We start from the raw sequence: 12,956 nt of genomic DNA on the forward strand, positions 1-12,956 counted from the left end.
ATGCGGTGGTCTCGATCGCAGCCGCGCTCGGCTATTCCTCGCAGACGGCATTCGCGGCTGCCTTCAGGAAGCTGACCGGCGAGAACCCGAGCGACTGGCGCAGGCGCCAGCGTTAGCAGCAATCGCGCTGTAATCACGGCAATCGCTCTGGCGCAGCGGCAGATCCGATCCGCTAAACCATCACCATGCTCGGACCAATCGACGGAGACCGAAGATGACCTGGAAAAACTTCATCAGCCGGCGGGTGATCGCCTCGCGCCGCAGAGGCCTTGCGACCGCAACCTTGTACGGACTCTCGCTGGCCGTTCGCTTCACATCGGCGACGGGCGAGGAGGTGGAGATTCCCGCGCAGGCGCTGCACCCAGCCTACCCGCTGATGTCGATCATGACCCGGGATGGCTCCGGCCTTCCCTACCAGGACTGGGGACCGAGGGCGGCTCAGTCGGTCATTTTTCGCCAAGCCTGGCCGCCGAATTCGACGCTGTCGCGCTGCGTAGCGCCTTAAGACCAGAGATTCACATCACCTCTTCGTGCCGCCGCCGGACGCTGCCCTGAACGGAGCAGCGACGGTTCGCGCGCGGACTTTCGAAACTGCTTACCAAGGAGCAAACTCATGCGATTAGTCATCATCGGCGCCGGCTTCGCCGGCATGTACGCCGCCCTTTCCGCAGCCCGCCTGCGCGAGATCCAGGGCGTCTCGCCGGAGGCGCTCGAGATCGCGCTGGTGGCCCCCGAGCCGACGCTCGTGGTTCGCCCGCGGCTCTACGAACCGAAGCCCGAGACCCTGACGGCGCCCCTGCGCGACGTGCTCGAGGCCATCGACGTCACCTATGTGCAAGGCAGCGCCGAGACGGTCGACACCAAATCCTGCATGGTGAAGATCGCCACGGCGAAGGGCACGAAGAAGACGCTCTCTTACGACCGTCTCGTCGTGACCACAGGCAGCCGGCTGTTCCGTCCGAACATTCCGGGTCTTGCCGAGCATGGCTTCAGCGTCGATTCGCTCGACGACGCCATTGCGCTCGACAAGCACCTGCATGGCCTCGCCAAGCGGCCGGCCACGAACGGGCGCGACACGGTGGTCGTCGCCGGCGGCGGCTTCACCGGCATCGAGGCGGCTACCGAAATGCCGGCACGGCTGCGCGACATCCTCGGCGCCAACGCGAAGACCCGCGTCATCATCGTCGAGCGCAACAATGCGATCGCGCCCGACATGGGCGCAGGTCCTCGCCCCGTCATCGAGGACGCCCTTCACAAGCTCGGTGTTCAAACCCGGCTCGGTGCCGGCGTCACCTCGCTCGACCAGTCCGGCGTCACCCTGTCCAGCGGCGAACACATCGAGACCGAGACCGTGATCTGGGCGGCGGGCATTCGTGCCGCGCCTTTGACCGCGCAGATCCCCGCCGAGCGCGACAGTTTCGGCCGCTTGCTGGTCGACCGCTGCTTGCAGGTGCCAGGCGTCCAGGGCGTGTTCGCGGCCGGCGATGCGGCACGTGCCGCCTGCGACGATGTCGGCAACTACGCGCTGATGTCGTGCCAGCACGCCACGCGCATGGGCGCCTTCGCCGGCAACAATGCGGCCGCAGAGCTGCTGGGCCTGCCGACCAGGCCCTATCACCAGAAGGCCTATGTCACCTGCCTCGATCTCGGCGAAGCCGGCGCGCTGTTCACGCGCGGCTGGGAACGCAACGTGGAGATGGTCGGCGAGGTCGCCAAGAAGACGAAACGCGAGATCAACACCGTCTGGATCTACCCGCCGCGCGCCGAACGTGCCGTCGCGCTGGCCTTGGCCGATCCGGAGCGCGTGACTGACCTCTAGGTACTCACACGACATCGGCCACGCGATCGTGGCTGGACTGCGCTGTAAGCGAAGAAGGAGATCGAACATGAAAAGTGAAAATGTCGTCATCGTGACGGGAGGCAGCTCGGGCATCGGGCGCGCGGCGGCACTACGTTTCGCCAGACAAGGCGACAAGGTGCTCGTGACCGGCCGCCGTCCCGGCCCTATCGAAGAAACGGTTGCCGAGCATGCAAACATTACCGGCTTGGTTGCCGATGTCGCCTCCGCCGAAGATGCCAGGCGCACAATTGCCAAGGCGGTCGATACCTGGGGCAAGGTCGATGCCTTGGTCAACAACGCGGGCGCAGGTGCAATTCTTCCGCTGGCCGACGCGACGGCCGATCGGATCATGGACATCTTCTCCGTGAATGTGATCGGCCCAAGTCTGCTCGCCGCTGCTGCTCTGCCTCACCTCAGGGCAACACAGGGCACGATCGTCAATGTCTCGAGCACTTTCGGCCACAAGCCGGCGGGCGCACTGTCCCATTACGCAGCCAGCAAGGCGGCATTGGAGCACTTGACTCGCTGCTGGGCGCTGGAGCTCGCACCGGTCGGTATACGCGTGAACGCGGTCGCTGCGGGGCCCACGGAATCTGGCGCTCTGACTGGCATGATGGGGCTGTCCCTGGAGCAGGCTGCGGCAATCAAGGATCAGGAGCGCGCGCGCATACCGCTCGGGCGGCGCGGCGTTCCGGACGATGTCGCAGAATGGATCGTCCGGCTTGCCGGCCCCGCTTCAGAATGGGTGACGGGCCAGGTGGTCGCGATCGATGGCGGCTTGGGCCTGGCATAGCTGCGCGCATGCGTTGGCAGCAATCACTCTATAGCGACGGCAATCGCTCTGGGGCAGTCGCACGTCGCGTTCGATAAATCATCACGGCACGCACCAGCAATGAGCGTGCCGCCGATCTCCGAACACCTCACCAGCATTGACCGCGCTGCCCACGGAAGACGCGCGGTCTTTTCCCGAACTGAACGTCAAGACAGAGCGCAGGAGCTTTCAAAGATGAATCAGACGATCCGCAACACCCAGGAGAAGACGAACATGAACTTGCACGACACTGCACATCTCGGCAGAGGCCCCGAAGAGCTGGTCCCATCGCGCTACGCGCTGCGGATCGGCGAGATCGACGTACTGGTGATCAGCGATGGAGTGCTGACGCTGCCAGGTGCGATGCTGGCCCACAACGCCGACCCGGCCGTCCGCGCGGCCTGGCTGAAGGACATGTTCCTGCCGCCGGATGCTTTCGATTGGGCGCTGAACGTGGTCGTGGTGCGCAGCGGCGGCCAGACCATCCTCGTCGACGCCGGACTAGGGTCCGACCCCGACTTGCACCTGCCGCGGGCCGGGCAGTTGAGCAAGCGACTGGAAGCCGCCGGCATCGATCTTGGGTCCGTGACCGACGTGGTGCTGACGCATATGCACATGGACCACATTGGCGGTCTGCTCGTCGACGAGGTGAGGGACCGGCTGCGCCCGGACCTGCGCATCCACGTGGCAGCCGCCGAGGTCAAGTTCTGGGAGGCGCCCGATTTCTCCCACGTCGCGATGCCGCCGGGATTTCCGGACGCGCTGCGGGCGACCGCCAAGCGGTTCGCGAAAGAGTACCATAACCAGCTGCGCACCTTCGAGGACGAGCACGAGGTGGCGCCGGGAGTGGTGGTCACGCGCACCGGCGGCCACACCCCCGGGCACAGCGTGGTCCGCCTGGCATCCGGCGGCGATCGGCTGACATTCGCCGGCGACGCCGTGTTCACCGTCGGATTCGATCACCCCGACTGGCACAACGGCTTCGAGCACGATCCCGAAGAGGCGGCCCGCGTCCGCGTCCGTCTCTTGCGGGAGCTGGCGGCGAATGGAGAGCTCCTCGTCGCCACTCACATGCCGTTCCCATCGGTCGGCCGGGTGGCGGTCGACGGCGACCACTTTCGCTGGGTGCCGGCGTTCTGGGACTACTGACCGCGAGAAGCATGATCCGGTCCCGCCTTAGCGCAAAGTTTGCTTCGGTTTAAGGATCATGCTCAGCGCGAACCGAAGCGCGATGACGATCACCCGATGTCATCGCGCTTTGTCGCACGACAGAGAGTCTACATCAGGCCTTTTGCTGCACGCACTTCGGCGATCTCGGCGTCGGGATGGCTGACGATGGTCGCAAACATGATGCCGCTGATGATCAGCGACCAGGCGGTGTCCCAATAGATCCAAAACACGTGCCAGCCTCCGTTTCGATCTCCTCCGCCCGCGGGATCAGGGTAACGGCAAGGCGAGGCTGCCGTTCCCGGTGCGAGTGCGGGTCTATCCTTGTTTGGTCGGCGGGGAGCTGCGACCGGTTTGACCGGTGTGGCGCTTTGCCACGACGTCCTCGTCGCGCTCGCCCTGATGCGGATGCGGCGGCAGCTTGGGCTGGCGCCTTGCTGACCGCCATGCTTGCCGCCCATGTCGGGCTTGCCTTCGAGATCGTTTTCACGGGGCATGATGCTTCAATGCGCTGGCGCGGCATTGGTTCGCACTGTGAACGAGGTCATAGGATCGCCGCGGTTTGCGGTGCACGATCGTTGGCCGAAGCATCGAGATTCGACCGCCGGATTTGGCCTGATGCGGAAACGACTGATCACCTGGACCATCCTGACCTGCGGGCTGCTTGCGGTCACCGTATGGACCGTGCTCGGTCCGCCCAATCAGCCGCCCGGCCCGCATTTGCCCTCCCGCAGCGTGACGGCGGCGGTGCGGTAGGCTCCGAGCGACCGATACAATTTCGGCATCGATCGATCCCAACTGGAATTTGGTGCGACGGCGCGCCTCCCGCTATCCTCGACGGCAAAACGACAATGCCGCACCGGCTTCGAGGAGGAAACCATGTTGAGACCGACCCGACGCATCGCATCACGCCTGCCGCGCGCTGCGATCGCCACCACCCTCACCTTTCTCGCCCTCATTCCTGGAGTCCGCGCCGGCATGGCCGAAACCTTCGCTTATGTCGGCAACGCCGACAGCAACGACATCAGCGTGTTCAAGATGGCCGAGAACGGCGAGATGATGCCGGTGCAGACGGCCGCCTTCACCGGCGTCGAAAAGCCGGGATCCTCGACGCCGCTCGCGATCACGCCCGACAAGCGCGTGCTGATCGCCGGCATCCGCTCGCAGCCATACCTCGCGGTGAGCTTCGCGATCGATCCCAAGTCCGGCCAGCTCAGGCATGTCGGCAACGGGCCGCTCGCCGACAGCATGGCCAATATCGCCGTCGATCGCAGCGGCAAGTTCCTGTTCAGCGCCTCCTATGGCGGCAACAAGGTCGCGCTGAATCCGCTTCAAGCAAACGGCGTCGCCGGTGAGCCGAAGCAGGTGATCCCGACCGGGCTGAATGCGCACGCCGTCCTGCCCTCGCCCGACAACCGCTTCGTGTTCGCGACCAATCTCGGCTCCGATCAGGTGCTGAGCTTTGTGTTCGATGCCACGACCGGCACGCTGACGCCGAGCGATCCGCCGGCCCACAAGCTGCCGGAAAAATCGGGGCCGCGGCACTTCGTATTCCACCCGGGCGGCAAGTTCGTCTATCTCGTTCACGAGCTGAACGGCGACGTCGCGGCGTTCAGCTATGACGCCAAGAACGGCGCCTGGACCGAGATCCAGCGCACCACCGCACTGCCGGAAGGGTTCAACGGCAAAGCTTCCGATAAAAAGCCTTGGGCCGCCGACATCCACATCACCCCAGACGGACGCTTCCTTTACGCCTCCGAGCGCACCACGAACACGCTCACCGCCTACAAGGTCGATGCAACCAGCGGCAAGCTGACCACGATCGGCAGCGTGCCGACCGAGAAGCAGCCCCGCGGCTTCAACATCGATCCCTCTGGGCGCTATCTCGCCGCCGTCGGCGAACTCTCCGACGGCATGACGGTCTATGCGATCGACCAGAGCAGCGGCGCGCTCGCCAAGCTGAAATCCTATCCCACCGGCAAGAAGCCGAACTGGGTGGAGTTTCTGAGCCTGCCGTGAGGGACGCGCGGCCGGCCTACGTAATCATCCGTAATTTCGCGAGACCCGCCTTGGCGCGATATCATCGGGCATGGACCGTCAAATTGTCTTCAAGTGCCCCCAGACCGGCATGAACGTGCAATATCGGCTTGGCGACGAGCCAACCGATCGGACGCATGTTTCCGTGCCGTGTCAGGCCTGTACGCGCCTGCACCTGATCGATCGCGCCACCGGCAAACTGCTGGGTGATCGCCGGAGCTGACGGCCAGCCAGCCCCGCTGCGACCTCCCCGCCCGGCGGGAGCGAACCTGATCTCCAATCCCGCGACTAATCAAAGACTTGCCACGGCGGCCCGCGCCGGCGTGGCATCCCGCCATGGGACAACGCTGCCGTAGTCCGGCCCGTTGCCATCTGCTATCGATTGAAGGGCTTGAACCCGTGGAATTTTCGATGCGTCATTTGCCCCGTGCCGTTGCCCGAAGCCTGTTTCCCGCAGCCATCGCTGGCGTGTTCGCTCTCGGCCCATATCCGGCTGGAGCCGCCGAGGACGATGCCCCCAAGGGGCCGGCGGTCACGGTGCTGAAGGTCGCGAAATCCTGCTTCTCCGACATCGTCGAGGCCACCGGTACGATCATCGCGCGCGAGGAAACCTCGGTGCGGCCCGAACGTCCCGGCCTGAAGGTGACCGAGGTGCTGGCCGAAGCCGGCCAGACCATCACTGCCGGCCAGGTGCTGGCGCGGCTGGCGCTGCCGGAAGGCGGCACGCTTCAGGTCACCGCGCCTGTGGCGGGCGTGATCGCCACGTCGACCGCGCAGATCGGCAATTTCGCCTCGGCCAAGGGCGAGGCCCTGTTCACGATCGTGGCGCGCAGCGAATATGATCTGGTCGGCCTGGTCGCGACCACCGACATGCGCAAGCTCGCCGTCAATCAGCAGGCGACCGTGCGCATCGCCGGCGCCGGCGACATCGACGGCAGGATTCGCCGCATCGGGCCGACCGTCGAGCAAAACATCCAGCAGGGCATGGTCTATATCGGCATCTCCTCGCAGAAGCGCCTGTTGCTCAACGCGAGCGGGCGCGCGCTGATCAAGACCGGGCAGAGCTGCAACGTCGCAGTGCCGCTGACGGCCGTGCAATATTCTTCGGCCGGCACCGTGGTGCAGGTGATCCGCCGCAATCGCGTCGAGACCAAGCGCGTCGAGATCGGATTGATGTCGGGCGGCAATATCGAGGTCCGCGACGGCCTCAACGATGGCGACGTCATCGTCGCCCGCGCCGGCGCGCTGCTGCGCGAGGGCGATCCGGTGCGCCCGGTGATGGCGAGCGCGGAAGCGGCGAAGTAGATATCGCCGCCGTCATTGCGAGCCAACGGGTCCGCGCGTAGCGCGGCCCGATGACAGGCTCCGCGAAGCAATCCAGAGTCCCTCCACGGAGAGATTTCTGGATTGCTTCGTCGCAAGAGCTCCTCGCAATGACGAGGTGGCGACAGATGTGCGCTGAGGCACGGCTATCGTAGGGTGGGCAAAGCCACCGGGTCGCGCGAAACGCGCGCCCGATGACAGGCTCCGCGTGCCCACGTCTTTCGAAATGTTGGAGAGAATGGTGGGCACGGCGCTTTGCGCCTTTGCCCACCCTACAAGAGCTGCGATTACCGAAAAAACTAGCCGCCGGCTTCGCCGAAACGGACGTCCTCGAGCAATGACGACGAGACGCTCGGGACCTGGTCGCCTTCGCTGGCGCGGGAGATGGCGACGCGGGTCTTGTTGAAGACGCTTTCGGCGCTGCTACCTTGCGCATTGAGGTTGTTGAGAAGCTCGCTGACCAGCACGCTGTGCTCGCCCTTGCCGTCATCGACGACCTTGCCGGGCGAGGCCGAGGTGAGGATCAGCGCATTGTCGGATGCGCTGATCGGCGCGAGACCATGGCTGTAGGAGCGGAAGCGGCGCTCGTAGGGGTTACGGCGGGAGGCGTCGACGACGACGAGCTTGGCCTTGGCGCCCTGCTCCTTCATCATGTCGAGCACGCCCTCGATGGAGACGCCGTGGCGGCGGACGTCGCTTTCCTTCCAGATCACGGCATCGACCGGCAGCATGTAGCTCTCGCGGCCGGCCTGCACGCCATAACCGCCGAAGAACAGCATGACGACGCTGTCGTGCTTGATCCGGGACTTCAGGCGGTTGACGGCGCGGACCATGTCGTCCTTGGTCGCGTCTTCCACCATGTCGACGTCAAAGCCGCTCTTGCGCAGGGACGAAGAGAGCGCGCGGGCGTCATTGATCGACTGCGTCAGGGGCGCGTTGGCGTCGGGATAATGTCCATTGCCGATGACCAGCGCCAGATGCGTGGCATGGCCGATCGAGCCGGTGATCTGGTCGGTCGAGACGGCCTTGGCGGCGTCGATCGCGCGCATGTTGAGGGCAGCATGGGCGCCGATCACGAGGGACACCGTGCCGATGAGGGCGGCGGCGACGGCAATCGTGCGTCGGGAAAGGTCGAGCTGCCTTACATTCATCTCGGTTCGTTCCTGTGCCAAAGACCAGCCAAGCGCGCGCACACTGTTTGAGTAGCGCGATAGCGTCTTTAGGTTTGAGGGATTGGCCGGGGATGTGCCCCCGAATTGCGCGCAATTTGCGGCGCCGCACCAAACAAACCTTTAACCGGATATCGCCTCCCCGGCAATAGTTCGCCCAAAATTTGAGCTAAGCCGCTGAAGATGCTAGTCAATTTCCTGGCTCGGATTTCTCCATTTTTGGCTCCCCCGGAGGCTTCCGGGGCCTCATCATGCAGCCTTGGTGCCGGCTTTTTCCGTGACTTCCATCACATTTGTATTTCCTGCGAATCCGGGTAGCTTTTTCAACGACTTGCAGGGGGGTGGCACGCGGCTGGGAGCGTGTCGGCCGGCCCCCGGCCAATGCCCCGCGACCAGGTATTTCATGAGCTTTCAATATTTTGCCGGCGCCGCCTGCCGGGCGCTGACGGCGCGGAAGGACGGCCCCTCGCTTTACGAGGTCTGCGATCCCGTGCTGGCGGGTCAGGCCGGCGGCGATCCGCATCTGGCCAAATTCTACAAGACCGCGCTCGGCAATCCCGCGTTGCGGGTGCTGCTGCGGCGGGCCGGACTGCCCGAGCTGCGCGACGAGGCGAGGCTAGCGGCGCTGCGCCAGGCGCTCGCCCGTGCCCGCGACGAGGCCGAGCCCGACTGGGCGGCCGTCGGCCAACCCGTGGCCGATCTCCTCGACAGCATCGCGCTCGACCATCCCAAGCCGCCGCCGGCCGTGTTCGTTGGTAAGGCGCCGCAACAATCGCAGATCGACGGCGTGATCCGCGACTGCGCACAGCACCTGCTCGGCTCGTATCGCCGAAACGGTTTTCTGCCGACCTACGCCGCCTTCAACCTGATCGGCGATCCCGATTGCCGCGGACGCGAGCTGATCATGGCGCTCACGGGGCTGAACGCGCGCGGCTACAAGAACTCCTCGCTGCTGTTCAACCTCGCCCGCGTGTTCATCGCGCGCTCGCCGGCACGCGCCGTGGTGCATCCGCCGTGGCGAGGGGTCGCCGAGCCGATGTGGGAGCCGGTGCAGATCCGCCACCGCTCGGCCTATTACGATGCGTTCTTCATCGAGGCACTGCTGAGCTATGTCGAGACCGGGCTCGCCTCACCCGCCGACAAGATCGCGGCGGAGCGCGCGATCGCCGACATGGTGGATTTCTGCGTCAACATCAGCCGCGAGGAGGTCGAGGGCATCGACGGCGCGCGGTTCAATGTCATCACCGCGCTCGCGCCGGCGCCGCATCCCCGCTTCTCCCGCTTCTTCGCCCAGATCAAGCAGGATCTCGGCTTCGGAATCTATGTGCCGGATTGCGACACCACGGCCTGCTCGATCTCCGCAGCGACGCAGGCCGGCTGCACCGATGAGATCATCGACCAGCCGCTGCTGGATTTCTACGCCGGCTACCAGGTCCGCGCCGGCGTCAACGCGCCGCGCGTGACAGTGCCGCTCAACGACAATATCGACTATGAGGGCGGCGTTGCGACCTGGATCGACAATCTCGCGGGCGCGCGTCCTTACGGCAACGATCTCGATCCGACGCTCAATCTCGACATTCTCGAAGTCAGCTTCCGCAACCTGGCACGCTGGAAGATTCTGGAGACGCCATCGCGGCTCGCCATCGTGCATCGCATCATCGGCTTCCAGAAGCGATTAGCCGCGAGCGGTGCTTTCGCCAATCCGCGCTCGCACATCTATTACCTGCCGGAGCTCTACAGCGCCTATTTCGGCCGTTGTTATGCCGCGTTCCTGGCGCTGCCGCTGGCGGCGCAGGCCGCGATCGATCCCGACGGCGATTTCGATTTCATCCGCCACCGCGTGCTGTCCTACGTCAAAGGCGAGCTGATGGCCGCAGAGATGAATGTGTTCGACGCCGCGCTGGCGCTGATCGCGCTCGGCCATCTCGGCGCGGACCCACGCGCCTTCGCGCCAGCGCTGAACGTGATCGTCGATGCCATCGGCGAAGGTGGCCGCCGCGGTCCGTTCCGTGCCTATGAATGGAACAAGATGAAGACACCGACGCGGATTCTGGTCGGCGGGCCCGAGGTGACGTCGGCATTCGTGCTGATGGGGCTGGCGGTGGCGAGGCGAGCGATGGCAGGACGGGGGTAGCTCTTCACCCTCCCCTGGAGGGGGAGGGTCGATCGCGCGCAGCGCGAGCGGGGTGGGGTGACGGTCCCTCCGCGACGAACAGTGCCCGAGTGGAGAGATCACCCCACCCCGTCACGCAATCTTGCTTCGCTCGATCGCATGCCGACCCTCCCCCTCCAGGGGAGGGTGAAGGAGCGCCATGCAATGACGGGAAGTTGAAAGCCCATCTGTTAGGCAGGCGCTGGCCGAGTGGCCAAAAGCTGACCACAATCGCGGGGTCTATCGAGATTTTCCTGGAACTTGCGGACCGGCATGTTGCGAAAAGTCCTGATTGCGCTGGCTTTCATCGCCCTCCCGTCGCTGGCTGACGCCGCCGACATCACCGGCATGGCAAAAGTGCGCGCCGGCGATACCGTGGTGATCGGCAACACGCGGGTGCGGCTCGGCGGCATCGACGCGCCGGCAGTCGACCAGCTTTGCCTCAACACCAAGACCGAACGCTGGACCTGTGGGGTCGCTGCGCGCGACGAGCTCGCCAAATATGCCGATGGCAAGAATTGGGTGTGCCATACCCGCGCGATCGACCGGCGCGGCCGCACCGTGGCGCGCTGCGAGGTCGGCGGCGAGGACATCCAGAAATGGCTGGTGCGCAGCGGCTGGGCGCTGGCCTACACCCGCATGTCCCATGATTACGACGCGGACGAAACCGCCGCGCGGGAGGCCAAGGCCGGGATGTGGCAGGGCGCCTTCATCGCGCCCTGGGACTGGCGGGTCCGCAACAAGAAGACCGCCATCCTCGGCGCCACCAAGCCGCCAGATGGGGCGCATGCGGTGCTGCTCGCCTCGGCCTCGGGACCGGTCGCGCCTTCGCCTGATTGCACCATCAAGGGCAACGTCAACAGCGCCGGCGAATGCATCTACCACCAGCCGACCAGCCGCTGGTACACCCAGATCAAGATGAAGATCAGCAAGGGCACCCGCTGGTTCTGTTCGGTGGAAGAGGCGGAGGCCGCGGGCTGCCGCGAGACGAAGCGATAACCCACCTCAGACCTGCGTTTTGAGCGCTTTTCTCAAACCCCGGCGCCGCGTAAAAGTGTGTTTCAGCGACCCACCAGTCCGTTCTCACGACACAAGGACCAACAGCAATGACCGTTCGCGCGGGCCGGGAATTTCTGGCCATCCCCGGGCCCACCACGATGCCCGACGAGGTGCTGCAGGCGATGCATCGTCCGGCGATCGACATCTACTCCAAGCAGATGACCGACCTGACTGCGGGGCTGCTCAGTGACATCTCGAAGCTGTTTTCGACCAAGGGCAAGTCCTACATCTACATCGCCAATGGCCACGGCGCCTGGGAAGCGGCGCTGAGCAATGTGCTGTCGCGCGGCGACAAGGTGCTGGTGCTGGAGAGCGGGCGCTTTGCGATCGGCTGGGGCAATGCGGCGGCGCTGATGGGCGCCGAGGTCGAGGTGCTCAAGGGCGACTGGCGCCGCGCGGTGCGGCCGCACGAGGTCGCGGAGCGCCTGCGCCGCGACAAGGAGCACACCATCAAGGCTGTCGTCGTCGTCCAGGTCGACACGGCCTCGGGCGTGCAGAACGACATCGAGGCGATCGGCAAGGCGATCAAGGCCAGCGGCCATCCCGCGCTGTATATGGTCGACACCGTGGCTTCGCTCGGCTGCATGCCGTTCGAGATGGACAAATGGGGCATCGACGTCGCGATGTCCGGCTCGCAGAAGGGCCTGATGACGCCGCCCGGCCTCGGCTTCGTCGCCGCCAACGCGCGTGCGCTCGAGGTGCACAAGACAGCCAACATGGCGACGCCCTATTGGAGCTGGAGCGAGCGCGAGGGCACCGAGCACTATCGCAAATATGCCGGCACCGCGCCGGTGCATCTGTTGTTCGCGCTGCGCCAGGCGATCGACCTCCTGCACGAGGAAGGGCTGGAGAACGCCTTCCGCCGCCACAGCCTGCTCGGCGAAGCCGCGCGCCGCGCGGTCGGCGCATGGTCGGAAGGCCAGGTACTCGGCTTCAATGTGGCAGAAGCCAGCGAGCGCTCCAACACCGTGACCACGGTGACCATGAGCAACGGCCATGACCCGGCGGTGCTGCAACGCTACTGCAAAGAGAAGTGCGGCGTCGTGCTCGGCACCGGCATCGGCGATCTCTCGGGCCAGGCCTTCCGCATCGCCCATATGGGCCACGTCAACGCGCCGATGCTGCTCGGCACGTTGGGGGTGATCGAGATCGGCCTCAACGCGCTGAAGATCCCGCACGGCAAGGGCGGGCTCGAGGCGGCGGTCGCGTATCTCGGCGACGAGGTGGCGGTGTAGGCGTACGCCCGCCACAAACTCCGCTGTCGTCCCGGACAAGCGCAGCTCTGGCAACGCATAGCGTTGTCAGGGCGGAGCGCTGATCCGGGACCCATAGCCACAGGACGTGGTTTGACGAAGACTCGGAGTTACCAGTTCGCGTGATAACTGCTCCCTGGGGTTA

The 12,956-nt window shown here is 65.3% G+C and carries 13 protein-coding genes; 11 read left to right on the plus strand and 2 right to left on the minus strand.

Annotated elements, in window-relative coordinates:
• The 5 genes from AAE027_RS37545 to AAE027_RS37565 form a co-directional block, all read left to right on the plus strand.
• The coding region (locus AAE027_RS37545; RefSeq protein ID WP_370990915.1) for a helix-turn-helix domain-containing protein at window positions 1–116 on the plus strand (116 nt) is incomplete at its 5' end.
• A 98-nt stretch (window positions 117–214) separates the two neighbouring features.
• Window positions 215–505 (plus strand): hypothetical protein, encoded by a 291-nt coding sequence (locus AAE027_RS37550; RefSeq protein WP_370990891.1) that lies wholly within the window; start codon window positions 215–217, stop codon window positions 503–505.
• A 108-nt stretch (window positions 506–613) separates the two neighbouring features.
• Complete coding sequence (locus AAE027_RS37555; protein ID WP_370990892.1) at window positions 614–1,819, plus strand: NAD(P)/FAD-dependent oxidoreductase; 1,206 nt, start codon at window positions 614–616, stop codon at window positions 1,817–1,819.
• Between the two features lie 67 nt (window positions 1,820–1,886).
• Window positions 1,887–2,633: an SDR family NAD(P)-dependent oxidoreductase gene (locus AAE027_RS37560; protein ID WP_370990893.1), complete on the plus strand. Its 747-nt coding sequence runs from the start codon at window positions 1,887–1,889 to the stop codon at window positions 2,631–2,633.
• A 213-nt stretch (window positions 2,634–2,846) separates the two neighbouring features.
• On the plus strand, window positions 2,847–3,800 hold the full coding sequence (locus tag AAE027_RS37565; RefSeq protein WP_370990894.1) for an MBL fold metallo-hydrolase: 954 nt from the start codon (window positions 2,847–2,849) through the stop codon (window positions 3,798–3,800).
• Between the two features lie 128 nt (window positions 3,801–3,928).
• On the opposite strand, the gene AAE027_RS37570 is transcribed toward AAE027_RS37565, so the two are convergent.
• Complete coding sequence (locus tag AAE027_RS37570) at window positions 3,929–4,051, minus strand: hypothetical protein (RefSeq protein ID WP_370990895.1); 123 nt, start codon at window positions 4,049–4,051, stop codon at window positions 3,929–3,931.
• 385 nt (window positions 4,052–4,436) lie between these two features.
• Here AAE027_RS37570 and AAE027_RS37575 point away from each other — a divergent pair, with 385 nt between their 5' ends.
• The 3 genes from AAE027_RS37575 (at window position 4,437) to AAE027_RS37585 (ending at window position 7,160) form a co-directional block, all read left to right on the plus strand.
• On the plus strand, window positions 4,437–4,574 hold the full coding sequence (locus tag AAE027_RS37575) for a hypothetical protein (RefSeq protein ID WP_370990896.1): 138 nt from the start codon (window positions 4,437–4,439) through the stop codon (window positions 4,572–4,574).
• A gap of 123 nt (window positions 4,575–4,697) precedes the next feature.
• Window positions 4,698–5,837 carry a lactonase family protein gene (locus AAE027_RS37580; RefSeq protein ID WP_370990897.1) on the plus strand — a complete coding sequence of 380 codons (1,140 nt, stop codon included), beginning with the start codon at window positions 4,698–4,700 and terminating at the stop codon, window positions 5,835–5,837.
• A 429-nt stretch (window positions 5,838–6,266) separates the two neighbouring features.
• Window positions 6,267–7,160: an efflux RND transporter periplasmic adaptor subunit gene (locus AAE027_RS37585; protein WP_370990898.1), complete on the plus strand. Its 894-nt coding sequence runs from the start codon at window positions 6,267–6,269 to the stop codon at window positions 7,158–7,160.
• Between the two features lie 317 nt (window positions 7,161–7,477).
• On the opposite strand, the gene AAE027_RS37590 is transcribed toward AAE027_RS37585, so the two are convergent.
• Window positions 7,478–8,329, minus strand: coding sequence for a caspase family protein (locus AAE027_RS37590; protein WP_091897883.1), 852 nt, complete (start codon window positions 8,327–8,329; stop codon window positions 7,478–7,480).
• Between the two features lie 421 nt (window positions 8,330–8,750).
• On the opposite strand from AAE027_RS37590, the gene AAE027_RS37595 reads away from it, so the two are divergent.
• The 3 genes from AAE027_RS37595 to AAE027_RS37605 all read left to right on the plus strand — a co-directional run bounded on the left by AAE027_RS37595 (window position 8,751) and on the right by AAE027_RS37605 (window position 12,793).
• A complete protein-coding gene (locus AAE027_RS37595; protein ID WP_370990899.1) occupies window positions 8,751–10,481 on the plus strand; it encodes a hypothetical protein in 1,731 nt (576 codons plus the stop codon).
• Between the two features lie 291 nt (window positions 10,482–10,772).
• The gene (locus tag AAE027_RS37600; RefSeq protein ID WP_370990900.1) at window positions 10,773–11,498 is read left to right on the plus strand and encodes a thermonuclease family protein; all 726 of its coding nucleotides are present in this window, start codon (window positions 10,773–10,775) and stop codon (window positions 11,496–11,498) included.
• Window positions 11,499–11,605: 107 nt separating this feature from the next.
• A complete protein-coding gene (locus tag AAE027_RS37605) occupies window positions 11,606–12,793 on the plus strand; it encodes a pyridoxal-phosphate-dependent aminotransferase family protein (protein ID WP_370990901.1) in 1,188 nt (395 codons plus the stop codon).
• The last annotated feature ends 163 nt before the right edge of the window (window positions 12,794–12,956 follow it).

This window comes from Bradyrhizobium sp. DN3, assembly GCF_041357655.1.
In the GTDB taxonomy this organism is placed as follows: domain Bacteria; phylum Pseudomonadota; class Alphaproteobacteria; order Rhizobiales; family Xanthobacteraceae; genus Bradyrhizobium.

Coding starts and splice junctions, on each gene's coding strand:
- AAE027_RS37550 (WP_370990891.1), top strand. CDS start 215: ATGACCTGGAAAAACTTCATCAGCCGGCGGGTGATCGCCTCGCGCCGC.
- AAE027_RS37555 (WP_370990892.1), top strand. CDS start 614: ATGCGATTAGTCATCATCGGCGCCGGCTTCGCCGGCATGTACGCCGCC.
- AAE027_RS37560 (WP_370990893.1), top strand. CDS start 1,887: ATGAAAAGTGAAAATGTCGTCATCGTGACGGGAGGCAGCTCGGGCATC.
- AAE027_RS37565 (WP_370990894.1), top strand. CDS start 2,847: ATGAATCAGACGATCCGCAACACCCAGGAGAAGACGAACATGAACTTG.
- AAE027_RS37575 (WP_370990896.1), top strand. CDS start 4,437: ATGCGGAAACGACTGATCACCTGGACCATCCTGACCTGCGGGCTGCTT.
- AAE027_RS37580 (WP_370990897.1), top strand. CDS start 4,698: ATGTTGAGACCGACCCGACGCATCGCATCACGCCTGCCGCGCGCTGCG.
- AAE027_RS37585 (WP_370990898.1), top strand. CDS start 6,267: ATGCGTCATTTGCCCCGTGCCGTTGCCCGAAGCCTGTTTCCCGCAGCC.
- AAE027_RS37590 (WP_091897883.1), bottom strand. CDS start 8,329: ATGAATGTAAGGCAGCTCGACCTTTCCCGACGCACGATTGCCGTCGCC.
- AAE027_RS37595 (WP_370990899.1), top strand. CDS start 8,751: ATGAGCTTTCAATATTTTGCCGGCGCCGCCTGCCGGGCGCTGACGGCG.
- AAE027_RS37600 (WP_370990900.1), top strand. CDS start 10,773: ATGTTGCGAAAAGTCCTGATTGCGCTGGCTTTCATCGCCCTCCCGTCG.
- AAE027_RS37605 (WP_370990901.1), top strand. CDS start 11,606: ATGACCGTTCGCGCGGGCCGGGAATTTCTGGCCATCCCCGGGCCCACC.